Below are 23,383 nucleotides of genomic sequence, written 5' to 3' on the forward strand. Positions count from 1 at the left end.
CCTGGGTGCTCACCCCAACAGGACGTCATCGTCGCCGAGGCGCTTGAGCTCGCGGTACAGGATCGCGAGACCGGTGACGATCTTGGCGGTCGAGATCACGGCGTCGGCCAGGCGGAGGGTGTCGCTCTCCTTCCGAGCGAGTCTGGCCTGCTTGACGACGCTCAGCGCGCCGAAGGCCGTGCTACCGAGCGACAGGTACACGCTGGACTTGGACTTCTTCTTGGCTGCTGCGCTCATCGGCGATGAACCTTCCTGGGCTGCGGATGCCCCTATTCCCTCGTGGACCGGCCTCTGCTCGCTCTGGCGAAAGCTATGCGCTTCAGGCGGCAGCGGTGTAGGCCGTGTCGATCGCGACATCAACTCGAGGATGGACAACGAGCCTCGGCCCACCTGAGCCGGCCTTGTCTTCCATAAGGCGCCGCGTGGGCGCGTCGTGAGTGGCGACCGACAGCAGGGTCTGCAGATTGCCGCACTGACGGTGGGCACGTAGGACGGCGCTGGCAGTGGCAGAGGTGGCTGCGGCGTTGTCGATGACGACAAGCACGGGTGAAGGATGGTGAGCATGGACGAGGTCCGTGATCTCTGTGGCGAGCCCGGCCCGGCCGCTCACCCCCGGGTCCTTCTGAACGGTGATGAGAAGGACATCGTGTTCAAGTCTGTGGGACAGCATCGTGTTCTCCGTTCCGGGCTTCGACGGGTTCGTGTGACTGCGTCTGCCCTGCACGCTTGCTCCCATGCAAGCGGCCCGGCCCGGCCCCCGACCGGCTGGACCGGAACGACCCCACACCTGCGTCGGTGGCCACACCCCAGCCGGCCGCATGGCCCACCTTCCGAACCAGCACACCCTGGCGATGCCGCCGTGTCCTGAGCTGAACTCACGGGCAAGGCCGTGCCCATGGCTCGATCACGACTGCACCGACGGTTCGTTCCGGAAGAGGCCGTCAGCGGGACCGGCGCCGCCCGCAACGACGTGGAGGAGGAAGGTCCGGTACTCCTCAGACAGCTTCACGCCTGGCTGCTCTTCGACGCTCAATAGCTGAGCAGCCACCTATCACGCTCAGCCACACTCGCGACCTGGGACTGTGCAGCTGAGTCGGCCAGGATCACCATCTGAGCGTGCGTGAGAACGCGTCTGCACCTGGACCCCGAGCACCGTGGCGGCACCGCTTCACCGAGCAGGGTTCGGCAGCGGTTCTCCTTTCCCGAGGGTTCGCAATGACACCACGGCTGCGAACTCAGTAGCTCCGGAGCAGCAGTTCAGTGAGTTCAGGAGTACAAGAGGTGTCGCGCGCGCCGGGTGCGGAACGCGGCGAGGTCGTCCTGCCACAGGGCCACGATGTCGTCGACGGGCGCGCCCGCCTCCACCGCGAGCCGCACCTCGCGGTTACCGCTGAGTTTGTCGAGCCAGTAGGCACTGCCGCCGTCCTGGCTGCGCCAGCCGTACTGCGGGAAGAGACGGCGCTGCTCCAGGATCATCACCAGCGCGGTTCGTATCGGGTCGAACCGGTCCACGTCGGTGACCTGGAGTTCCACGCCGCCGCAGCTCTTGCCGGCCTGCTTGGAGAAGGTGGGGTTGAAGTACGCCTCCCGGAAGCGGGCCCCCGGCAGGTCGAGCTCGTTGAGGGCCTCCTGCCAGCGGTGGTCGATGCCGGGCGCGCCGACCATCTGGAACGGCATCGTGGTGCCGCGCCCCTCGGACAGGGCGGTGGCCTCGAAGTAACAGGTCCCCACGTACACCTCGGCCGTGGCGACCGTCGGCATGTTCGGTGACGGTGGCACCCACGGCAGGCCGGTCTCGGAGTACCGCATCCGGCGCTTCCAGCCCGACATCCGCTCCACGTGCAGGTCGGCGCGTTTGCCGCCGGTCGCCTCGGGGACGAACGTGTCGTTGAAAAGACCGGCCAGTTCGCCGACGGTCATGCCGTACTGCTGCGCGATGGGTTTCAGCCCTACGAAGGTGGAGTGCTCAGGGTGCAGGACCGGGCCGTGCGCGTCCTTCGCGGACAGGACGTTCGGGCGGTCGAGTACCACGAAGCGCAGACCCAGTTCAGCCGCCGCTTCCAGGGCCAGATACATCGTCCAGATGTAGGTGTAGAAGCGGGCCCCGATCTCCTGGATGTCGAACACCACGGTGTCCAGATTCAGTTCGGAGAAGAGCCCCGCCATGGTGGTGGAGCTGTTGTAGGCGTTGTAGACGGGCAGCCCGGTCTTGACGTCGGTGTAGAAGTCCTCGCCCTCTCCGGCCTGCGAGATGCCGCGGAAGCCGTGCTCGGGGCCGAACACGGCGACGATGTCCACCTTCCCGTCGGCGGCCATCGCGTCGACGATGTGGCCGAGGTCGGGGGTGACGCCGGTCGGGTTGGAGATGACGCCCACCCGCTGTCCGGCCAGCGAGGCGTAGCCGCTCGCGCGCAGCCGCTCGAAGCCGGTGCGCACACGGGCGTGCCTGCCCCCCTCTGCCGTGCCCGCGGGGGCGGCAGCCGAGGCACGGGTGGCGAGGGCGGGGGTGGCGGCGAGCGCCGCCGACGCCGTCAGGAGGTCTCTGCGTCTCACGGTGGTGGGTCTCCCTCGTAGGGCCAGGTGGGGATCGGACGGGCGCAGCGCTCGTCCGTCAGTTCTTGTACGTCAGGCCGTGGCCGAACGGGAACAGCTGGGTCCCCGGGGCGTCGGCCCGCGGGATGCTCACGGGGAGGCTGCCCCGGGGGGAGATCTCGCCGAAGAGAACGCGGGCGGCGGACTCCAGCGCGATCGCGTTGTTGGAGTACGCGGCCAGGTGGACGCCTGCCTGCGGATAGGAGGCGATGTCGTAGGGGACTCCGACCGAGACCGTGACGACCGGCGTTCCTGTGGCGGTCAGGGCTTGGACGAGGGTGGCCTGGCCGGGGTTGGTGCGGGCCGAGTTGGTGAGCACCACCACGGTGTCCTGGCCGGCGGCGGCGGTGACCGCTGTGGCGATGTCCGCCGTCGTCGGGTTGGCGGCCGTCGCGAGGGCGGTCCCGGTCGCGCCCTGCGCGGTGACCGCACCGGCGAAGGTCTGGGTGACAGCCGCGGTCGAACCGGTGACCAGGACCCGGTTGCCGTCCGCGGTCAGCGGCAGCAGCCTTCCGTCGTTCTTGATCAGGGTCGTGGTGCGGTCGGTGATCGCCCGCGCTTCCTTGAGGTGGCGGGCGTTGCCCACCACGCTGTCGACCGCGGCCCGGTCGGTGTACGGGGCGTCGGCGATGCCCTGCTTCTGCTTGAGGGTGAGGATCCGGCGCACCGAGGTGTCGATGCGGTCCTCCGTCAACTCCCCGGAGGCGACTGCGGCGAGCACCGAGCGGTAGGCCAGGTCGAGGTTCGGGGGCATGAGGAGCATGTCGACGCCCGCTTGGAGGGCACGGACGGGAACCTCGGCGTCGGGGTACGTCTTGCGGACCCCGGCCATCGCCAGGGAGTCGGTGACGACCACGCCGTCGTAGCCCATTTCCTCGCGCAACAGGCCTGTCATGATCGGCTTCGACAGGGTGGCGGGGGTGCCGGACGGATCGAGCGAGGGGAACTGGAGGTGTGCGGTCATGATCGAACCGACGCCGGCGTCGATGGCCGCGCGGAACGGCGGCGCGTCCAGCCGCTCCCACTCCTCCTCGGTGTGGGTGATCACCGGAAGGTCGGTGTGACTGTCGACGTCGGTGTCGCCGTGCCCGGGGAAGTGCTTGGCCGTGGCGACGGTGCCGGCCTTCTGGTAGCCCCGTACCTGGGCGGCCGTCAGGTCGGCGGCGAGCTGCGGGTCGCTGCTGAAGGACCGTACGCCGATGACTGGGTTCATCGGGTTGACGTTCACGTCCGCGACGGGGGCGTAGTCCTGGTTGATGCCGACGGCTCGCAGCTCCGTACCGCTGATCCGCCCCGCCTTGTAGGCGTCCTTCGACCTTCCGGAGGCACCGAGCGCCATGCTGCCCGGGAACTGGGTGGCGGGCGGGCCGAACCGGACCACCCGGCCGTGCTCCTGGTCGGTGGAGATCAGTAGCGGCACCTGGGCGCCGCTCCCCAGCGCGGCACGCTGGAGCCCGTCGGACAGGTCGGCGACCTGGCCCGGGTTCTGGAAACTGTCGGTCCAGGCGAAGTAGATGATCCCGCCGAGGTGGTACTTCTGCACCGCCTGCAGGCCGTTGTCCACCCCCAGCCACGTACGGTTGCGGGCCACGTCATCGGCGTCGCTGTCCTCGGCAGTCTCGCCGTAGGCGTAGGTGACGAAGAGTTGGCCGACCTTCTCCTCCAGCGTCATGGCGTCCAGGCGGCCCTCGACCCAGCGGCCCTTGTCCCCGCCGTCCCGGCCGCCCTGGCTGTCCTGGGCGGATCCCGGACCGGCCGCAGCGCCCTGCGGCAGGCCCAGGAGCAACCCGACGGCGGCGGTCGCTGCCACCATCGATCTGCACAGGGCAGAACACCCACGGACGCTCATCCGACACTCCTTCGATCGACGCACCCGGCAGGCGGGCAGAGTGCGGCGCACCCAGTGGATGGCCAGTGCACCTCAAGGGTCAAGAGGGAAGGGGAGATGTCATTGGTGGCACCAATGACAAGGCCCGTGAAGTCGAAGTCCCCACATCACAGCGGCCCATGCCCCGTATTGACGTGGGCATGAAGTGTCGGTTGAAGTGGCTCCCTACACGCACCGGAACGTCGTGCCGCAGTCCTGCCCGGATCGCCGGCCGACACCGTTTGATTCGACGCCGACGAGGGGACACCACCGATGTACCGACGCCCGCGTTCATGGAGACACACCACCTCACTCTTACTCAGTACCGCCGTCGCCGTCCTTTTCACCGGTACGGGCGGGCCTTCCGCCGCCGCGACACCCGCCGCGCACGACACCGTCGGCCAGTCCTTCGCCCGGGCCGGTGCCGAGTTCGACGTCCCCCGCGATCTGCTCGTGGCGATCGGGTACGGCGAGAGCCGGCTCGACCCTCACGACGGCAAGCCCAGTCATGCGAACGGGTACGGCGTGATGCACCTGGTCAGCAACCCCCGCTCGCACACCCTGGAGCGGGCCTCGGAGCTGACGGGCGCGGCACCGGACGCGCTGCGGCACAGCACCGCGGCCAACATCCGCGGCGCCGCCGCCGTCCTGCGCTCGTACGCCGACCGGCTGGGACTGGACGCGGAGGACCGCGACGACGCCGGCGCCTGGTACCCGGCGGTGGCCGAGTACAGCGGCAGCGCGGACGACCGCACGGCCCGGCTCTACGCGGACACCGTCTACGACTTCCTCACAAACGGCGTCCGCGCCACCGCGACCCCGGGCGAGACCGTCGCCGTACGCCCGCAAGCCGTACGTCCCGAGCGGGGTCGCTACACGGATGTGCCCGCCCTGGACGAGGGGGGCTCGGCAGCCGTGGGGCCCCTGAGCACCGACTACCCGCCCGCGCTGTGGGTGGCCGCGAACAGCGGGAACTACACCGTGGGCCGGACCGCCGCGATCTCCGCCGTCGTCATCCACGTCACCCAGGGGTCGTACGCCGGGTCCATCAGCTGGTTCCAGAACCCGAGCTCGAACGTCAGCGCGCACTACGTGATCCGTTCGTCCGACGGGCAGGTCACCCAGACCGTCCGCGACAAGGACACCGCCTACCACGCACGTTCGGGCAACGCCTACAGCGTCGGTATCGAACACGAGGGGTACGTCGACAACCCTGCCTGGTTCACCGACGCCATGTACCGGTCGTCCGCCACCCTCACGCGTCACCTGGCCGACAAGTACGGCATCCCCAAGGACCGGGCGCACATCGTCGGGCACTCCGAGGTCCCGAACAACGACCACACCGACCCGGGGGCGAACTGGAACTGGACCTACTACATGCAGCTCGTCGGGGGCAGCACAGGCGTGCCGGTCAACCTCGACTTCCCGGCCTACGACACGCTCCGCAGCGGGTCCACCGGCCCCCAGGTCGCGGCGGCGCAGACACTGCTCAACGCGCAGGGGTTCGCCGCCGGTACCGCGGACGGCGTCTTCGGCACGAAGACCGAGACCGCCGTCAAGGCGTTCCAGAGTGCGCGCGGCCTGTCGTCCGACGGGGTCATCGGCCGTCAGTCCTGGACCGCGCTGCTCTCGGCCGGGACCAAGCCCGTCCTGCAGGAGGGGGCCTCGGGCGCCGACGTCAAGCGGCTCCAGCGGTCGCTGACGGCCGCACTGGCCCGGACCGTGGGAATCGACGGCAGCTTCGGCCCCAGCACTGCGCAGGCGGTCAGGGACTTCCAGAGCAGCCGGTCGTTGACAGCGGACGGCATCGTGGGCTCGGCGACCTGGACGGCTCTGCAGGCCGGTCGGTGAGGTGAACACGCGAGCCGGGGGGTCGGACGCCGGCCACCCGGCTCGCAGGCGTTCGATCCGCATAGGACTGCAGCAGATCCGCGTCCCGCAGATCGGACCTCTCGGGCTGTGGGACCTCGAGGTGGTGGCGCATTTTAGGGTGTGGGCTCGTTTCCCGCCGAATTCCCGCTCTTTCCGCTCCTGTTGGGCAACGGTGGGTAGCGTCTGCGATCACTACCTGGTTCGGAGGTCTGAAGCGGGCCGGGATTCGTCCGAGGCTGAGGGAGCGAGTACCGATGTTGAGTGTGGAGACGTCTCTGAAGGAGGCGATGACCGCGATCGAGGGGAGCGTGGGGGTTGCGCTGGTCGACTACACGTCCGGCATGGCCCTGGGAACGCTGGGAGGAGGCAAGGACCTCGATCTGACGGTAGCCGCCGCGGGGAACACCGATGTGGTCCGGGCGAAGATCCGGACGATGGAGATGCTGGGCATCAAGGAGGACATCGAGGATGTGCTGATCACCCTCAGCAGTCAGTACCACCTCATCCGGCTGCTCAAGGGGCGCGGGGGCAACGGCCTGTTCCTCTACCTCGTCCTGGACAAGGGAAGGGCGAACCTCGCCATGGCCAGGCACCAGCTCAGACGCATCGAGGCGGAACTGGAACTGTAGACGCTTCTCCTGCTTCCCGGTCCCGCATGCCCACGAGTTGAAGAACTCTTCAACTCGGCACATCTAAAAGTGCTCAGCTGAGGGTGCAGGAGGTTCGGGAAGCAGGAGGATGGACGGACTGGGCGCCGAGGACCAGCAGGAATGGTTGTCGGCTCATGGAACGGTCGACCCGGGTGGGAGTGCAATTCGCATGCAGGTGCCGCTGTACCAGGCCAAGGCGGAGTTCTTCCGCATGCTCGGACACCCCGTCCGAATCCGTGTACTGGAACTCCTCCAGAACGGCCCTGTACCCGTACGCGACTTGCTGAACGCCATCGAGATCGAACCGTCCAACCTCTCCCAGCAGCTGGCCGTACTACGCCGCTCGGGGATCGTCATCTCCATCCGCGAGGGCTCCACCGTCAGCTACGCACTCGCCGGGGGTGACGTGGCGGAACTCCTGCGGGCCGCACGGCGCATTCTCACCGAGCTGCTGGCCGGACAGAACGAACTGCTCGCGGAACTGAGGAACGCCAACTCCCTCGACGCGTGAAAGCCACGCAGCGCGCCACCGGGGGCTGGGCTCAGGGCTGACCATCGGATCGGCCGGCGAGACAAAGGCGAGAGACATTGCCCCGAGAGCCCTGCCCCCCTTCCTCGCAGGAGGGTGGCAGGGCTCCCGTCCGGGTCATCCTCGTGGTCACCTCGGGCTCCACGTGGAGGCAACTTCCGCCGGTGTTCGGCCCGGCCTGGCAGACGGTCTACCGACGGTTCGCTCAGTGAAGCGCGGGACCGGATCTGGGCCCGGCTCCACCGCGTGGTCCTGAACGAACTCGGGGCACGTCGTGGCCCACCCCGGCGCGTGTCCGTACGCTCCCCCGCGAGCTCGTCGGGACGTGGTGCTGACCGTCTCCACCAGGTCCGGGGGACGTGGTGGAGACGGTCCGCTCTGCTCGTCAGTCCCAGGAGGGCGCCTTGATGCGGCCGATGATCGCAGCCGCCTGCCCCGGGTTCTGGTCCAGCCATGTGCCGAGGTACTCCCTGACGGTCTGCTCGACGCATTCCTTCACCGTGGCGCCCCCCAACCTGCCCCGGGTGGCGCCCTCGTACTGGGGGCTGTCCAGTTTCACGGAGACGACCGCTGTCAGTGTCCTGCCGACTCGCTCGGCGGTGAGGTCGGGATCCGTCGCCGTCAGCAGTTGTCGCCGACGCGCGTGCGCGTTGATCGCAGCCGTCACCCCTGCCCGGAACCCGTCCGCGTGCGTGCCCCCCTCTCACGAGTGGGCACGCAGTTGGCGAACGTCCGGATCCGCTCCTCACTCGGGCCGCACCAGGTCAGAGCCACATCCACCCTCCCCGCCATCTTCGCGTCTTCCCGCTCGAAGGCGATGATGTCCGGGGGAACTTGAACTCCGCTTTCCGCGTCGAGGGCGGCCAGGACGTCCGCCGGTCCGTCAGGGAACTGGAACCGTACTGCCCGGGGCCCGCCCTTGGGGCGTTCGTCGGTCAGGGAGATACTCAGCCCGCGGTTCAGCATGGCCACGTCTTCGAAGCGTTTGGCCAGCACGGCGAACGAGCACTCAGTCGTTTCGAAGATGTCGGCGTCGGGCCAGAAGGTGATGGAGGTGCCGCTGCCGTCAGCCGGTCCCGCCACGGCGGGCGGGGAGACAGCCTCGCCACGTACGTACTCCTGGACCCAGCGCACGTGCTGGCGCCGCACCTCGGCCGTGAGGCGGCTCGACAGTGCATTGGTGACACAGGGCCCCATGCCCCAGGTACTCCAGGCCGTGGGGTACCGGTCGCCAGACGCAGCGCCGATATGCGGGCGGGTCAGCAGGGATTCGAGGCCGACACCGCCGCAGTCCCCGGCCGCCTCGACGGGGGCGCCAGGCCCGTTGTCCGTAACGCGGACGCCGCCGTCAAGCATGAGGGTGACGTCGACGCATCCGCCGCCGGCGGCCAGGACCTCGTTCACCGACCGGCCAAGGACCTCGAACAACGCCTGGTGCAGGCCGCGGACGGTAGTCGATCCGACATACATCCCTGGCCGCTTCCGGATGGCCTCGCTCCCTTCCAGCACTTCGATGTGAGTGGCTTCGTATCGGCTGGTTCCCTCGCTCACGGAATCCCCCTCCTATGCTGTCCGGCAGGACTCTCCACTCTACGAATATTCGCGCAAACACCCAGGTCAAAGCCGATTCACCCAGGGCTTGAGCAGGCGCGTGCAGGCCGTCCCCCAAGCAGCCGACCGGAGACATCGAGACGACGGTCAAGCGGTTTCGGGGGCCCCATCCAGGCCGCCGGCGGCGGTGTTCAAGGTCGCGCCCCGGCTCACAATTTCTGTTGCATCCCTCGATCACATCGACCATCCAAACCGGTCGGCGGATCAGAACCCGGGCCGGCCATCGTCCGGCAGCGCCACTACACCGCAGGGACCGGATTCCGAACCTCCTGCGGCTCGGCCGGACTCTCTCCTTGAGCCGGCCGGGAACGAAAACAGCCGTACCGAACGCCACCCCGCCGCCCCCACCTGCGCTGTGCCGTCCTACGATGCGTCGGTCCTCCGGTGGACCCGGATCATCGTGCGGCAAAAGGAACCCATGCACTTGTCCAGCTACGTCAAGAAGGCCGCCGTGGGCGCCTTGTCGATCCCCCTCCTCGCCGGGTGCGCGGGGGAACAGGGCGCCGGCGGGGCCGTGGAGCAAGCCGCGGAAAGGCCTGCCTCCTGGACGGACCTGGCGGTGCGGACCGGCGCACAAGACGTCGTCCACACGGACACCGACCACCGGTCATACAAGGTCAGGATCACGGTCAAGAGCCTGGTCCGGGGCTCGCAGGAGGACATGCGGGGGCGCGTGGACGAGGAGCTGACGGGCATGGTCCCCCACTACCTCACCATCGCGGTCACCAACACCGGCGGGAAGAAGATCCCCGCCGCCTACATGGCGGACACCAACCTCGCACTGAACGGCACCGACTGGACGCGCGGGGAAGAGGTCTACGTCAGCTGCGGCAGACCCGGCGGGGCCGACCTGCCCTGCGCGGACACCGCGCCGAAGACGCTGGCGCCCGGCGACTCGTACGACACGTGCGTGACCTACGTGCTGCCCGAGGGCGTCGGCGTGCTGTCGCTGACGCACAACGCCGACGGCTACCTCGACGAGGGCGGCGCGGTCGCCACCTGGCCCGTGGAGGGCGGCCTCAGGGCAGCGTCCGCCGGACTCGCGGAACCGGGCGACAGCGTCCGCGTCCGGTGGGACGCCCGCGAGGACGGCGTCCTCGAACTGCCCGCCAAGCTGGTTTCCGTAACCCGGGGCAGCGCGGCCGACCTCGCGGGCCTGGACCTCGACCTCAACGAGAACGAGCGGCGCGGCGTCCCCTACTACGTGTCGGTCACCTACACCAACACCGGGCCGAAAGACCTCTACACCGACCAGGCCGACCACGTCTATCTGCTCACCGAGGGCGGTCGGCAGATACGGGGGAAGACACCCTTCGTCCTCGACACGAAGATTCCCGACTGCCCGTCCGACTGGGTCGCCCGGATGATCCCGCCGGACGACAGCGTGACGGAGTGCAGCGTCCACCTGATGACGGACGACGGCGACAAGCCGTTCGCGGTGGGTTTCGCGGAGGCGGACCGGCCGGGACTGGTGGCCTGGCGGGCCCCTCTCCACTGAGGCGACCGGGTCAGCCGGCCGACCTGCCGCCCGTCTCTCCGCGAACCGCACCAGAACGGACGCCGTCCGACCGCAACGGAATCGATCACAAGACCGCCATCGCGCCAACCGTGGTGGGAACAGGCTTGCAACGACTCACACAAATACGTGCTGGGGTCCGTCCCTAGAGGCATCCCGGCACGTCGGTGGCGACGAACCGCGTCAGGGCTTGCTCCAGCAGCTCCCGAAACTGCCGCACCCGGCTCGGGCGGCCCCGGCGGCGGGGAAATCCGAAGCCATCCAGGCAACTGTCCGGCGTGGCTGGCAATCCGGCCCGCGCTCACCCGGCCAAGCCGGCCGCTGCAGCTCGGCCTGCCTCGGGCACGTCCTCATCGAGCAGCGGGCAACCGATGCAGGGCTCATTCGGGCCGGACTCGACCACAACCGACTGCTGCGCGACAAGCTCACGCAACGCGCCGAGTCAACTGCCGCCCTCCACCCGCTCCGGGCCGTGGCAATGGTGCGTGCCGTCTCTGATGCCGTCGCCCTGCCCCTTCACTGTCCACGGCAGAGACGACAGCCGCCGACGCGGGCGGAGCACAGTCCGGCGGAGGCCTCGCCCGAATGTGGGAGGACCACCTGCACGCCCTGTTCCCCAACGGCTTCCGCGGCGTGGAATTCGACGGCGTTGACCTGGTCCTCCTGGACGCCGACGTCGCCGACCTGGTGCAGAGGGAGCTCTGATCTTTGCGGGTCGTCCAGAGACCGCAGTCAGCGGCTTCCGTTCCCGGGGCTGTTCGACCGCTCAAACCGGCCACACACGCCCCGCATCGGCCGGCCTCTGTGAGCAATACACCTAGATCGTGGGGTAGATGTCCCCGCTGGCCATGCCGCTCTCCTGCTCGCTCTGGGACCTGAGCCGAAGAGCCTTGTCCTGGAGGCGCTGTCGCTCGTCGGGGTCTGTGGCACTCTTTGCGGCCTCCTCCATCTCCTGTGCCTTTGCGCGCATCTGTCGGATACGACTGGCGGATTCACCTGCAGCACTCATGATCATTCCTTGGACGACGGGTAATGGGCCACTCCAGCGAAGCAGTGTGTTCTCGCCGCCGCATCTCGAAACGTCACTCACGGTCATCCACTCCACTGCACAGGGCATCGACCGCCGAACGGCCGCTGCACGCCCAGACCATGCAGCAGAGCGGCCATCACGGCATCCGGCCGTCCACCCATGACCCTGGCCAGGTCCTTTTCCTGGTCTCGCAGCCTGTGGGCCGACTCGGTCCAGCAGGAATTCCCGGTTACAGGTGCACCGTAGGCGACGTACGCGCCAAGCAGTTCGGCGAGGGACAGGAGTCACGCCCCACGGTCCCCGCAAGGTCACTCCAGGGCGCTCCTCGCGTCGTCCGGATTCATGCCGAAGCCCCGGCCGTAAGCCTGGGCGCTCCCATCCTGCCGGTGGGAGCCGCCGTTGTAGCGGGCGGCAAGTTCCTGGCGCTGTTCTCGTGTCATTTCATCCGCCTGTGCGTCGGCGAAGCCTCTCTCTTGTTACGCCGGCGCGTCGGCGCCTCACCGGTGGAAAACGCCGAGCACGCCTGCCCGCCCTCACACATACGAGGTAGCCGCGCCCGTCCACCGGTACCCAGCATGTGTTCCGGCACTGCCCGAGGAGGCAGGGTCGGCACCTTCCACAGGGGGGAACATGTTCCACCACACGCACAAGCGGACGCGCCCTGGCCGATTGGGCCGGATGCGAGCCGTCCTGGTCGCCGGATTCGCGGTCCTCGGGCTCGCGGGCACAACCGTGTCCGCCACGGCCGTCGAGAGGGCCGACCGGGCCGTCGACGCGGCGGCGGCCGCGAAGCCGCTGTTCCAGATGCCGTTTCCGTGCGGCACACGCTGGCAGTTGAACACATACGGCACCGATCACAACCCCGCCCTGGACATCGTCGTGGAGAACAACACCGGCTCCGACGGCAAACCGGTACTCGCATCCGCCGCCGGCACCGTGTCCGCCACCTACTGGGACAACGGCTCCGGCAACACCATCCAGATCAGCCACGGCAACGGCTGGTTCACGGCGTACTACCACCTCAAGGACACGCCCACCTCCTACGTCCGCGAGGGCCAGGCGGTCCAGCCTTCCACCCAGATCGGGCGCATCGGCACGACCGGCGCCTCTGACTGGGCGCACCTGCACTACGAGCAGCGATATCTGGCTTCGGGGGACTTCACCGACGAGCGTCACCGTGTGCCGGTGCACTTCGACGGCCTCCCGTACACGGGCACCAATGAGGAATGGCCGGGCGTGGCCAGTCGGAACTGCTCGGGTGGCACGCCGGCCTGGCAGAACTGCCCTGCGGGCTACGTCTGCTTCTACTCGGGTGCCGACGGCACCGGCTCCGTCTGCAGGTCGGACCGTGATGAGCCCAGCAGCTCCTGCGGCTTCCGCAAGTCGTACTACAACAACGGCAATCCGCAACCGGGTTACGACCACATGCAGGTGTATTTCAAGGAAGGCGGCAGCCAGTGCCTTCATTACGGCTGGGACGAGGGACGCGGAAACTTTGCCGGCAGCGGCAGGACGATCGACCGCTTCCATTGGCGCGGCGAATGCTGACAGCATGACTCGTTCGACCGGTACGGCGTCACGCGATCAGGCGTGGCGCCGCACCGGCCTGCGCGTCATGCAGATGTTTATCGCCCTTTCCTACCCTCACGGCACACCTTGGGGGAAGGAACCAGTCCGTGTACACCATTGTCGTGGTACCAGGGCCCGGTATGGCCGCCTGCGAGAAGCTCCGGCTGGCCCCGGGAGAGACCCTCCGCTTCGGTCGGGAAGCATCGACCGGCACACACCTCCTGTTGACCATTCCGCACGACGGTGTCTCGCGTTCTGCAGGCGAGATCACCGCGACGGACACGTACTGGTCGCTCAGCAACTTCAGCCGCACGGCGACCTACGCCGTCGAGAATCCGGAGGGCGCCGGGGAACACATCAAGGTGGCGCCGAGGCGGCTGGGCGCGCCCGTGGCGTTCGAGTTCTCCAGGGTGGTACTGCCCGCGGGCACCGAGTTGCTCAGCTTCGACGTATGGGCACCGCGGCACGACTACGCCGCCTCGGCGGACGGGTCGGACCGGAACGAATCTGCTGAGAGCCGCAGCGGGGAGCCGACCGCACTCGCCTTCCCTCTCGACCGGTCCAAGCGGTACTTCACCGTGCTGGCTGCCCTGTGCGAGCCACGCCTGCGCGGCGAGGTGTACGCACCGCTGCCCACCGTGGAGCAGGTCGTCGAGCGGCTACGCCCGCGGTGGCCGGCAGCCAACCGGGCTGCCGTGCAGTGGAACATCGACTACCTGGCAGTGAAACTGAGGCTCAAGCCCGGCCCTGAGTCCTGCGAGCCCGGCCCCCGCCTCAACGGCAAGAAGGAGATGCTCGTCTCTCTCGCGCTCCGCTTCGACCTGGTGTGTGAGGACGACCTCGCGGCGCCGGCCTTCTCCGCGAGCGGCGCGGCCCGGTGAGAGGACAGCAGCCGTACGCCGTCACGTCCGTTCCACCCGGCTACCGCGTCGGCCCCTGGATCGTCGAGGAGCCGCTCGGCGCGGGAGCTTTCGGTAATGTGTACGCGGCCCGCCACCAGGACGGCGGCGCGGAACCGGCCCGCGCCGCCCTGAAGTTCCTGCCGACCGGCACGCAGACGCCGCGCCAACTGCGCCATCTCCAAGAACTGGCCGAGCGGGAGGTGGCCCTGCTGAGCCGGCTCCGTTCGCCGCGCCTGATCCGGATGTACGACGCGCTGACGGTGGACGCCCCGGCCCATCCGGATCTCGACGGCGCCACCGTCCTCGTACTGGAGGAGGCGCGGGGCTCCCTCGACACGTTACTGGCCGCGGGCCTGCCGCCTCGGCAGGGGCCCGCCCTGCTCGTCCAGATCTGCGAGGGTCTGCACCAGCTGCACGGCGCGGGCTGGGTGCACGGCGACCTCAAGCCGGGCAACGTGCTGCTGATGGAGGACGGCACAGCACGGCTCGGCGACTTCAACATGGCGGCCGAACTGGAGGGCACGCACGCGTACTCCCCCGCGTTCGCGACAGCCGACTACACCCCGCCCGAGCTGCTGTGGTCCGAGGTCGGCGAGCGGGGCATGCAGATCCGGCAGACCGCGGACATCTGGGCGTTCGGGGTGCTGGCGCACCTGACCCTGACCGGCTCGTTCCCGCTGCCGGGCGGCACCCCGACGGCCCGGCGGGACGCGGTGGTGCGATACGCCCGCGGGGAGGAGGACCTGCGCCTCTCGCCCGAACTCCCCGCGCCCTGGCGGCAGATCGTGCGGGACTGCCTCGCCCCTACGCACGAGGGCCGGGCTCCGCACGACGCGACGTCGCTGCTGCGGCGGGCCTCGGAGGCGGCGGCGGGCCGGCTGCCGCGCCGCCGGCGCGTGCGCCGCCCCCTGCTCGCGGCGGCAGCCGGCGTACTGGCCCTGGCGGTGGCGGGCCTCGGGTTGCGGATGCTCCCGGACAAGGACCCGGCCACGAAGCCGGAGACCCGGGCGGACGCCGGGCCCCTCGCGGATTCGCACCCGGGCACCCCCGGGCCGGCGCAGACGGCCACCGGCTACGACCGCTGCACGCCGGGTTCCGTCTGCTTCTTCTCGGATCCGGACGGCAGAGGTGAGATGTGCGCCTGGGAGGGCGACGACCCCGACTGGTTCGACGGCGAGAACGACTGTTCCTGGGCCGCCGCCGACCACCCGGGCTCGATCTTCAACAACGGCATGCCGGACCCCTCCGGCTACATCCACGTCGCGTACTTCGCAGAGCCCGGACTGCAGCAACGCCTCGGATGCGTCGAGAAGGGTATGCGTCACGACCTCGCCCTGACATCGCACGTGCTGTCCCACACCTGGGCCAAGACCTGCTCCCTATGACATACGAGGTGCCGCCCGCCCGGCTCTGACGGGATGGTGTTGCTGCGCGCCACCGCGGGGTGGCGCGGCAACGGGGGGGGCAGTGGCATGAAGCGCAGGTTCATCGCCGCGTGTGCGGTCGCGGCGGCCTTGTCGGCCGCTGCGACCGGGTGCGCACAGGACACCGCCCGGCGGAGCCCGACGACCGCGGCCGCTCCGGACCGGAGCGAGCAGGAGCTGACGCAGGCGGAGCGGCTGCGGATCTCCGACGCCGCGGAGGTACTGACCAAGCGGTGCATGAACCGCGCGGGTTTCTCGTACTGGACCGGTGTCCGGCTGAGCCTGGAGGAGAGCCGGTCACCCGGCTATGTCAACGACGACGTCGGCTGGGCCGCCGAGCACGGATACGGCAGCCGCGTCCAGGAGAAGGTCGACAGGGCCCGGCGGGCGAATCCGAACAGCACCTACCGCGCAGGTCTCTCCCCTCAGCGCCGCAAGGCCTACGACAGGGTGCTCGACGGCGGCCGGGACGCCACGGTCCTCACCACCGAGATCCCGACTCCGGCCGGCACAGGAGAAATCAGTAAACGGCTCGGCGGCTGCTCGGCGGAGGTCGAGAAGAAGCTGTACGGGGACCCTGCCGCCTGGTTCCGCGCGGACAAGGCAGTCACCAACCTCCAACCGCTGTACGTCCCCCGGATCACCCGCGACAAGAAGTTCACCGACGCCCTGGCCCGCTGGTCCCGCTGCATGGCCCGGGCCGGGCACCGGTACCCCGATCCGCCCGCCGCGCAGGACGCGGTGGCGCGGAAGGCCGCCGGTCTCACCCCGGGCGAGGCGTTCGAGGCCGAGAAGCGCGTCGCGGTGGCCGAGTCCCGCTGCTCCCGCAAGAGCTCACTCGGTGCCGTCGCCCGGGAGCGTGAGACGTACTACCGGGGCGTCCTTCCCGACCGGTACGAGGAGCTGATCGATTCCCACCGGCGACTGGAACGCGACGCGTACACGCGTGCGGCCGAGATCACCGGCCCGCGGGCCTGATCCGGCCCGCCTCCACAGACTTCCACGGCGCCGTGCCGTGGATCACCATGCCTCTGACGAGGCTGACACATAGGAGCGAACCATGCGAAAGCTGGGTATGTCGATCGCCGCGCTCGGTCTGGCAGCCGCCGGCCTTGTCGTCCCCGCCACGGCGGCGCACGCGGCCGCCTCCGGCACCTCTGCCAACCACTGCAACGACATCTGGCCGGGCCGCAACGGCAAGGTGTACGCCTACGACTCCACGTACTGCAACGGGTACCTGGGTAGCACCGCGGGCGACGACTCCAGCTGGGACTCCGCGGGCGACGGCTTCGAGAACGACTACGACAAGGCCTCATCCGTCCTCAACGCCGGCTACACCGGCAGCTACGACATCGTGAAGTTCTACTACCTCGCGAACTACACCGGTGGCTACAACTGCCTCGACGCGAACGAGTTCTTCGTCGATGATCTGTCCCGGAACACCTTCAGCACCGGCTCGAACATGAACAACAACATCCGGTCCCACAAGTGGGTGAACAGCTGCGACCGATGGATGCACTGATCCGAACTCCCGGGCGGCCCACCGGTATCACGACCGGTGGGCCGCCCGCCGGGCCCGCACTGGCGGCAGGGAGACCGGTTCGGCGGGAGCAGAGGTGATGAATGTGGGCACTGGGCCCCTGCCGGCTGCTCGGGGCGAGTTCCACAACGGGACGGGAGGACACGCACTCCCAGCTGAGGTGCGCACGCCGCTCGTCGCCGCGATCCTGGACCACACCACCGGACTGTGACGCGCTCCCTGATCCTGGTCAGCGGGTGCCACGTGGTGTCAGGTTCCCGGCACTTCCTCGTTCCCGGCGTCCGCCGTGGCGGTGGCGTCCTTCACGGCAGCGGCATGTACTGCTCGAACCGCCGCACGCACGGCGTCGTCATCCCGAACGGCACCCCAATGGTCATGGCGTACGGGACGTTCGTCCGCGTCGAGAAGGGCGTGCAGAGCCGGCATGGCCGGGGTGACGGACGCGGGGTCGGTGGCAGCGACTTCGGCGAGGAGTTGCAGGGGGTCGAGGATTGTGACGCCGGCGCTGCCGGGTGGCGGGCAGATCCGGACGAGGTCGACCAGGGCAGGTACGACCTGCCGGGGGTCCGAGGTGAGCTGCCACAGGCTCTGGAGGCACTTCATCGCGTCGAAGCGGTTGCTGTGCCTGATCCGTTCCCTGGCGGTGGCAGCCAGCTGACCGGCGACGCGTTCCGCGACGGGAGGACGGGTGGCGGCGACCTCGGCAAGCAGCATCAGGGCCTCGATCTCACCCGGGGTCGTGTAGACGGCGAGCGCGCTGCGCGCGGTCACTTCCAGCAGCCCGGGGAGGACTTCATCTGCGTCCCCGGTAACCCGCCAGAGCGCGCGAGCCCGTTCCACGGCGCCCTTCGGCGCATCGGACCAGCGTTCCGGCTTCCTCCTCAGCGCCTCGCGGAACATCCCGCGCAGCCGGTCCGCCGCCGGCGCCCCGAGCGAGGCACCGAGGGTGACGCAGGCGCGGAGCAGGGTGGGCTCGGAGAGCTGAGGGCCGGGTATCGGGAAGCTGCTGTTGTCGGGCGAGCGCAGCAGGGCGTGTACGGGCGCGTCGTCTCCGGTGAGGGTGTGGTAGTCGAAAGGGTTGAGCTGGGCGAGGTCGTTGTTGCGCGAGCTTGTCGGGGAGCTCAGTCGTTCGCGCAGCCGTTCGTGGTGGGCGGCGGCGACGGGCCCGCTGTCCGTCAGAAGCAGGGCGTGCGCGGCAACCATCAACGTCATGTCGTCATCGAGGAGTTCCATCAGTCTCGGGACGACATGTCCTCCGTCTTGGTGCCATTGGCGCAGGATCGAGTAGTGCGGATGCGGTCGGTACGCCGTCGTCTGGATATGGGCCAGCAGTGGGTCGAGGAGTACGTCGGTGTGTGCGGCGAAGGGGGCGAGCGCCTCGGAGAGGCTGAGGTCGCTGACGTCCCAACCGCGGCCGATCGAACCGGCGTGGCCGGAGGTGAAATGCCCGTGGGTGGTGAGCAGTTCGGTCAGGGGCGGCACGCAGCGGTCGTCGCACATCCGGCTCAGCGCCCAGATGGCGTGCTCCCGCACGGGTTCGGGGGCTTCGCCTGTCGGGGTGAGGTGGGTGGCGACGAGGTCGGCCCAGGGGCGCGAGGCATCACCGCACATGGCAAGAACCCGCAGAGCGAACAGCCGGTTCTCCAGATGTGTATCGTCCACGAGCTCGGCAACGGACGGCAGCAGGTCAGGGACGGTGGAGCGCCAACGGGACATCAGGCCGGCGGCGACCCTGAGGCCGCCCGCGCGCTCTGTGGCGCCGCCGTGGCCCAGCAGCGCGTGGGCGAGGGTGAGCCGTCCGGGCAGGTCGTCCCCGAGCCGCTGGTCGGCTTCGGTGATGACGTCGACCCGCGCGGAGAAGTACTCCACGGGTGGATCGGCCCATGTGGTTGAGGAGGTGAGCAGTGCGTCGGCAGTCACGCGGGCGTAGAGCGGATCTGCGTGGTCGGGCAGGGCGCGGCGCAGCGCCTGCACGGCTTGCAGCCGGACGTCGTGGCGGACTTCTTCGTCCCACGCAATCCAGGCCTCGATGTCCTCGTCGAAGTCGGGTTCCTCCCCCATCCCCTCGACGGCCATGCGGAACCGCAGCCACGCGAGGGCCTCTTCGCGTTGCTGAATGGCGTAGCGGGCGAGCTCACCGACGGCCAGCACGAGGCGCTCCGCCACCCATAGGTCCGGCTCGTTCTCGAAACACGTCCGCAGTCGGGTGATAAGGGTGTCCGCGTGGGCGGCGGCCTGCGAGAGTGCGCCGACCGCGGCGAACCGGATGAGGTCATCCTCGTCGTCGAGCAGCGGCAGCAGAGCGTCGGCAGCCCGCTCCCAGGCGGCCGGCCACGACGGGTCGACGGTGGGCCGCCACTTGCCTTCGAAGATCGGGGCGACCTTCGCGGTGGGGGCTGTGTTGCCCGTGTCGGCGATGTCTGCGATCGTCCGCAGGATCTCGAAGCGCACCGTCACGTCCGGATCCCGGGCCGCCTCGAGCAGGAACGGCAGCATCTCGGCGGCCGCCGCCCGCACCGAACTGCCGTCGCCGTTGGCCGCGTAGTGGAGGTTCGTAAGGTTCTGGTCGGCTGTGACGCGGCTCGCCGACCACAGCCCTTCCAGCACCTCGGGGCCGTACTGCCCGCCGCCGTAGGGATCGACCACCTTCGACCAGTCGACCTGTGCGGCGAGGCGCGCCAGTCGTTGCGCTTTCGCGTCCTGTGCGGACATACCGCCGTTCGCCGCCCTTCGTCAGCTCTGCGCGGTGAGGCCCAGGAGCGGCAAGGTCAGGGGGCGATTGCCCCTGCGCCCGTCCCATGCTTCGTAAACCAGCACCTGCGGACCGGTGATCCGCAGGCCGTCGCGCAGGCCGGTCACCGTCATTCCCGCGAGTGCGCGGTAGGCGACCGAAGACGACGGCCAAGGCAGCTCGCTCCACCAGTTGTGGCCGTAGACGGTGTCCTCGGGCGGCCGCCATCCCGCCTCGGCGATCAGCCGGCAGCCCGCCTCCCCGGCGCGCAGCGCAGGGTCGAGGTGGTGATCGCCGACCAGCTCGGCCTCCACCCTTTCGTCAGTCTGCAGGAACTGCGCGTACCGGCCCGTCTGCCCGCCCTCTCTGATGATCAGCACCGAACCGGCGGCCAGCGAGGCCAGTTGCTCGGCCAGACCCTCGCTGAACGCGTCCCATCCCGTCACAGCAGCCCCTCTTCGTCTTCGTCCATCTGTCGGAGCTCGTCGTCGAGGGCCAGCCGATTGTCGGTCGCCAACTCCAGGTATATCGCGCTTCCTGAGTGCCTGAGGAGCAGGGTGGTGTCCTCGTCGGCCCAGTGGATCGCAGCATCGGTACCCGGCCTGCGGTCCGTCGGTTCGCCCAGCGACGTTCCCAGCGCGACGGCCATCCTCGCGAATGCGTCCAGGGGCTGGGCCCATCGCCTCGCGTAGTCGGTCAGGCGCAGCTGGACGCGCTCAACCATCTGTTCGTCCTGCACTCTTCCGCGGTCGAGGGCAGCGCGGCCGGCCCTCTCGAATCCGGTGTCGAGCAGGTCCCATTGCGCACGAATCATCAGCGTGGGGCGAGGGAACTGCGTCGACCGCCTGGCACCCTGCGTAGTCCCCATTTCCCATGTGCAGTCCAACGACCGCAACCGTGCCGCACGTTCGACAACCCCTACATCGTTCAACGCACGCCATTGCGTCATACGCCTCCAGGGCGCGGCGCCTTCACCGGCCCGCCCCCTACCTCCTCACCCTCCACGCGGCCACCCCCGCACCCGACTGGCACTTGCCGATCATGACAGACCGTCGCCAACCCGAATCGGCACGGTGCGAGACGCCTGTATCGCACGATTCCGCGCCATCCCCCTGAAGACCGGGTCGCACTACAGCCTCACCTGGGCGGCAGGGTCGACACGAAGGACGTGCAGGGATTCACGCCGGATGATCCGCGACACATCGGGACGCACCGGCCGCCCGACTGTCCGGCCCAGGGGCGCGGGGCCGACCTGCGCTGGGACGTCTCGCGGCAGGAGCAGCACCGCACTCAAGGTCATTCAGCGGGCTTCACCGTGCGAAGTCTGTGCCGGAATTCCTCGCACCGGCACGTATCGCCGTACTTTTGCTGGCTGTTGCCGTAGCTGTCGTTGTTCCAGGTGTGGTGCCCGTAGTCGTGATGGCAGCGGGTGTCCTTCCCCTGGGAGTGCTCAGGCTGTGCGTGCCCGCACGTGTCGCACAACGGGTAGAAGACCCTAGGGTGCAGGATGGATCCGCTCCGCAAGATCACCACACCGGCCACTACGCCGGCGATGATCACGACAGTTCCGACTAAGCCCACGACGTGCTCCGCGCTCATGTTCCTGCCCCCGTTGTCAGTGCCTGTCAGCCCTCAGCCCACCGGTTTCCACGCTACGCGGCCGGACTGACAAGCCGAAGGGTTCGGCTACACCCGACTCCCACAGTTCAACTGCCAGCTGCCGTGGGACGAGAACACCCACGCCCAGTTGGCCGTGTGTCGAAAGTAGATCTTGGGCTGTGAGTGATCACGGTTCATGGGTTGGGGAGATCTCACGGACGAGCAGTGGGCGGCGCTGGGGCCGTTGTTGATAAAGCGTGCCGGGGGCCGGGGCGGCCGCCCGTCCGGCCTCGGTGACAGTTGATCGACGGCATACGGTTCCGGGTCCGGACCGGTGTTCCGGGGCGGGACGTTCCCGTGTCACCCGTCTGCCTGCTACTCGTGCCGATGCACCGACGCGAGCAGCAGGGGCGACAAGTTCGCATTACGCGACGGCGGTTCCCTCAAGCTCGACCATCTGGCCGGGGATCGCCAGTCGCGCCACCCCGAGCATCGTGGAGGGCGGCGCCACCCCGGTGGCACCCAACCGCGCCGCCAGCACGCCGTAGTGCGGGAGAAGCAGATCGACATCGGTCGTGTAGACGTTCAGCCGAATAAGGTTCGCGAGAGACATGCCGGCCTCGCTGAGCACGGCCTCCAAGTTGTCGACACTCAGCGTCAACTGGGCCGCCATGTCCCCCTCGTGCTGAGGCTTGCCGTCGCCGCTCATCGCGGTCTGCCCCGAGATGTACAGGGTCCGTGTGTGCCCGGAGACGACCTCACCCTGATTGAATCCCATATCCACCGACCACTTCACCGGGTTGACCGCTGTTCTTTCCACAGCCACATCTCCATTCGATTCATTGGAAGTACGTACGCCCATCGGCTGGGTAGCCGTCAGCTTTGGCGTCGCGTCAACGAGCCTCCCAACAAATCACGACACCCTCAGTCATGTATTTCGCTAGGGTTCTCGTATGCGTGCCGACCGGTTGGTGTCACTGGTGCTGCTGCTGCGCCAACGCGGTCAGCTGACGGCGGACACGCTGGCCCGCGAGCTGGACGTATCCACCCGGACCGTGCTGCGCGACATCGAGGCGCTGTCCGCGGCCGGTGTCCCGGTCTACGCCGAACGCGGCAGGCACGGCGGTTTCGCGTTGTTGCCGGGCTTCCGGACCGAGCTCACCGGACTGAACCACGACGAGGCCCTTGCCTTGCTGACCGCCGGATCCGGGAGCGGCGAGCGGGTATTCGGCCTCAACTCGGCGCTCGCTTCGGCAATGCGAAAGGTGGTCGACGCGCTTCCCGAGAGTCACCGGGTCTCCGCGAGCGACGCGGCTCAACGGTTTCTCTTCGACCCGGAATCCGACCTGCTCGCGCGCCGTCCGGTGGTTGATGAGGTACCCGACACCACAATGATCGTGGTCAGGCGCGCGGTACTCGCCGGACACAAGCTGCGCATCCACTACGCGGCCACGGGCCAGACACCACAGTGGCGCACGGTGGACCCGATAGGCCTGGTCACTGTCCGCGACCGGGGCTACTTACTGGCCACGAGATCTGGCGAGGACCGCACCTACCGGCTGTCACGAGTGTTGGCGGCCGAGGAACTTCCCGAAAGGACACAGCGTGCAGATCGGGTCGACCTGGAGCGGATCTGGCGGGAACGTTCCGCGCAGTTTGTCGCCGGCCGCGACCACATCACCGTGCAGCTACTGGTGAACCCGGCGCGGCGGGAGGACCTGCTGGACACCGCGGTGGCCGTCCGCGCAGAGGAGCCCGACGCCGACGGTCGGCTGCGGCTGGAGGTCACCTTTCAAGATTCACGACACGCCGAGTGGGCAGTGTGGCAGCTCAGCACGGACGCGGAAGTCCTGTCCCCGCAGTCGTTGCGCACCTCCCTGGGCAACCGTGCCGCCGCGATGGCCACTCGCTACAGAGACTCGTCCTGAGAGGGAGAAGCGCAGAAGCCAGC

24 protein-coding genes are annotated in these 23,383 nt (G+C 68.8%); 12 read left to right on the forward strand and 12 right to left on the reverse strand.

The features are described from left to right. Positions 1–9 precede the first annotated feature (9 nt). Complete coding sequence (locus ACFW9O_RS33830; protein ID WP_384614701.1) at positions 10–237, reverse strand: hypothetical protein; 228 nt, start codon at positions 235–237, stop codon at positions 10–12. 82 nt (positions 238–319) lie between these two features. Further along, a complete protein-coding gene (locus ACFW9O_RS33835; protein WP_384614703.1) occupies positions 320–670 on the reverse strand; it encodes a hypothetical protein in 351 nt (116 codons plus the stop codon). A gap of 225 nt (positions 671–895) precedes the next feature. Between ACFW9O_RS33835 and ACFW9O_RS33840 the strand changes: the two genes are divergently transcribed. Next, positions 896–1,036: a hypothetical protein gene (locus ACFW9O_RS33840; RefSeq protein ID WP_384614705.1), complete on the forward strand. Its 141-nt coding sequence runs from the start codon at positions 896–898 to the stop codon at positions 1,034–1,036. A gap of 230 nt (positions 1,037–1,266) precedes the next feature. Here ACFW9O_RS33840 and ACFW9O_RS33845 read toward each other — a convergent pair whose 3' ends face one another. Then, a complete protein-coding gene (locus tag ACFW9O_RS33845; protein WP_384614706.1) occupies positions 1,267–2,553 on the reverse strand; it encodes an exo-beta-N-acetylmuramidase NamZ domain-containing protein in 1,287 nt (428 codons plus the stop codon). Between the two features lie 58 nt (positions 2,554–2,611). Continuing rightward, entirely contained in the window at positions 2,612–4,405 is a 1,794-nt protein-coding gene (locus ACFW9O_RS33850) for a glycoside hydrolase family 3 protein (protein ID WP_384614708.1), read from the reverse strand. A gap of 327 nt (positions 4,406–4,732) precedes the next feature. On the opposite strand from ACFW9O_RS33850, the gene ACFW9O_RS33855 reads away from it, so the two are divergent. The 3 genes from ACFW9O_RS33855 (at position 4,733) to ACFW9O_RS33865 (ending at position 7,492) form a co-directional block, all read left to right on the forward strand. After that, positions 4,733–6,310, forward strand: a complete 1,578-nt coding sequence (locus ACFW9O_RS33855; protein WP_384614710.1) for a peptidoglycan-binding protein — start codon at positions 4,733–4,735, stop codon at positions 6,308–6,310. 275 nt (positions 6,311–6,585) lie between these two features. Then, a complete protein-coding gene (locus tag ACFW9O_RS33860; protein WP_384614712.1) occupies positions 6,586–6,960 on the forward strand; it encodes a hypothetical protein in 375 nt (124 codons plus the stop codon). 190 nt (positions 6,961–7,150) lie between these two features. After that, a complete protein-coding gene (locus ACFW9O_RS33865; protein WP_351180944.1) occupies positions 7,151–7,492 on the forward strand; it encodes a metalloregulator ArsR/SmtB family transcription factor in 342 nt (113 codons plus the stop codon). Positions 7,493–7,895: 403 nt separating this feature from the next. On the opposite strand, the gene ACFW9O_RS33870 is transcribed toward ACFW9O_RS33865, so the two are convergent. Then, the gene (locus tag ACFW9O_RS33870) at positions 7,896–8,177 is read right to left on the reverse strand and encodes a hypothetical protein (protein WP_384614714.1); all 282 of its coding nucleotides are present in this window, start codon (positions 8,175–8,177) and stop codon (positions 7,896–7,898) included. Further along, positions 8,174–9,061 (reverse strand): DNA gyrase subunit B, encoded by an 888-nt coding sequence (locus tag ACFW9O_RS33875; RefSeq protein WP_384614716.1) that lies wholly within the window; start codon positions 9,059–9,061, stop codon positions 8,174–8,176. The genes ACFW9O_RS33870 and ACFW9O_RS33875 overlap by 4 nt, the downstream gene beginning before the upstream one ends. Positions 9,062–9,539: 478 nt before the next feature. Between ACFW9O_RS33875 and ACFW9O_RS33880 the strand changes: the two genes are divergently transcribed. Continuing rightward, complete coding sequence (locus ACFW9O_RS33880; protein WP_384614718.1) at positions 9,540–10,619, forward strand: hypothetical protein; 1,080 nt, start codon at positions 9,540–9,542, stop codon at positions 10,617–10,619. An 835-nt stretch (positions 10,620–11,454) separates the two neighbouring features. Here the strand turns inward: ACFW9O_RS33880 and ACFW9O_RS33885 are convergent. Continuing rightward, the gene (locus tag ACFW9O_RS33885) at positions 11,455–11,754 is read right to left on the reverse strand and encodes a DUF6381 family protein (protein ID WP_384614720.1); all 300 of its coding nucleotides are present in this window, start codon (positions 11,752–11,754) and stop codon (positions 11,455–11,457) included. Between the two features lie 221 nt (positions 11,755–11,975). Further along, on the reverse strand, positions 11,976–12,107 hold the full coding sequence (locus ACFW9O_RS33890) for a hypothetical protein (RefSeq protein WP_384614722.1): 132 nt from the start codon (positions 12,105–12,107) through the stop codon (positions 11,976–11,978). A gap of 238 nt (positions 12,108–12,345) precedes the next feature. On the opposite strand from ACFW9O_RS33890, the gene ACFW9O_RS33895 reads away from it, so the two are divergent. From ACFW9O_RS33895 to ACFW9O_RS33920, 6 genes are all read left to right on the forward strand, one after another. After that, the gene (locus ACFW9O_RS33895; protein WP_384614723.1) at positions 12,346–13,215 is read left to right on the forward strand and encodes a peptidoglycan DD-metalloendopeptidase family protein; all 870 of its coding nucleotides are present in this window, start codon (positions 12,346–12,348) and stop codon (positions 13,213–13,215) included. 128 nt (positions 13,216–13,343) lie between these two features. Next, complete coding sequence (locus ACFW9O_RS33900; protein ID WP_384614725.1) at positions 13,344–14,117, forward strand: FHA domain-containing protein; 774 nt, start codon at positions 13,344–13,346, stop codon at positions 14,115–14,117. Continuing rightward, entirely contained in the window at positions 14,114–15,523 is a 1,410-nt protein-coding gene (locus ACFW9O_RS33905) for a serine/threonine protein kinase (RefSeq protein ID WP_384614727.1), read from the forward strand. The genes ACFW9O_RS33900 and ACFW9O_RS33905 overlap by 4 nt, the downstream gene beginning before the upstream one ends. An 87-nt stretch (positions 15,524–15,610) precedes the next feature. Beyond that, on the forward strand, positions 15,611–16,540 hold the full coding sequence (locus ACFW9O_RS33910; RefSeq protein ID WP_384614729.1) for a hypothetical protein: 930 nt from the start codon (positions 15,611–15,613) through the stop codon (positions 16,538–16,540). A gap of 82 nt (positions 16,541–16,622) precedes the next feature. Beyond that, positions 16,623–17,084 carry a hypothetical protein gene (locus ACFW9O_RS33915; protein ID WP_384614731.1) on the forward strand — a complete coding sequence of 154 codons (462 nt, stop codon included), beginning with the start codon at positions 16,623–16,625 and terminating at the stop codon, positions 17,082–17,084. A gap of 103 nt (positions 17,085–17,187) precedes the next feature. Beyond that, positions 17,188–17,313 (forward strand): hypothetical protein, encoded by a 126-nt coding sequence (locus ACFW9O_RS33920; protein WP_384614733.1) that lies wholly within the window; start codon positions 17,188–17,190, stop codon positions 17,311–17,313. 38 nt (positions 17,314–17,351) lie between these two features. Here the strand turns inward: ACFW9O_RS33920 and ACFW9O_RS33925 are convergent, their stop codons facing one another. From ACFW9O_RS33925 to ACFW9O_RS33940, 4 genes are all read right to left on the reverse strand, one after another. Further along, positions 17,352–19,814 carry a hypothetical protein gene (locus ACFW9O_RS33925; RefSeq protein WP_384614735.1) on the reverse strand — a complete coding sequence of 821 codons (2,463 nt, stop codon included), beginning with the start codon at positions 19,812–19,814 and terminating at the stop codon, positions 17,352–17,354. Positions 19,815–19,835: 21 nt separating this feature from the next. Then, entirely contained in the window at positions 19,836–20,279 is a 444-nt protein-coding gene (locus ACFW9O_RS33930) for a hypothetical protein (RefSeq protein WP_384614737.1), read from the reverse strand. Then, positions 20,276–20,782 carry a DUF6301 family protein gene (locus tag ACFW9O_RS33935; protein ID WP_384614739.1) on the reverse strand — a complete coding sequence of 169 codons (507 nt, stop codon included), beginning with the start codon at positions 20,780–20,782 and terminating at the stop codon, positions 20,276–20,278. Before ACFW9O_RS33935 ends, ACFW9O_RS33930 begins: the two co-directional genes overlap by 4 nt. Positions 20,783–21,856: 1,074 nt before the next feature. Further along, positions 21,857–22,252: a RidA family protein gene (locus ACFW9O_RS33940; protein WP_384614741.1), complete on the reverse strand. Its 396-nt coding sequence runs from the start codon at positions 22,250–22,252 to the stop codon at positions 21,857–21,859. Positions 22,253–22,385: 133 nt separating this feature from the next. Here ACFW9O_RS33940 and ACFW9O_RS33945 point away from each other — a divergent pair, with 133 nt between their 5' ends. Then, positions 22,386–23,360: a helix-turn-helix transcriptional regulator gene (locus ACFW9O_RS33945; protein ID WP_384614743.1), complete on the forward strand. Its 975-nt coding sequence runs from the start codon at positions 22,386–22,388 to the stop codon at positions 23,358–23,360. Positions 23,361–23,383 lie beyond the last annotated feature (23 nt).

This window comes from Streptomyces sp. NPDC059499, from assembly GCF_042749285.1.
Taxonomy (GTDB): Bacteria; Actinomycetota; Actinomycetes; order Streptomycetales; family Streptomycetaceae; genus Streptomyces.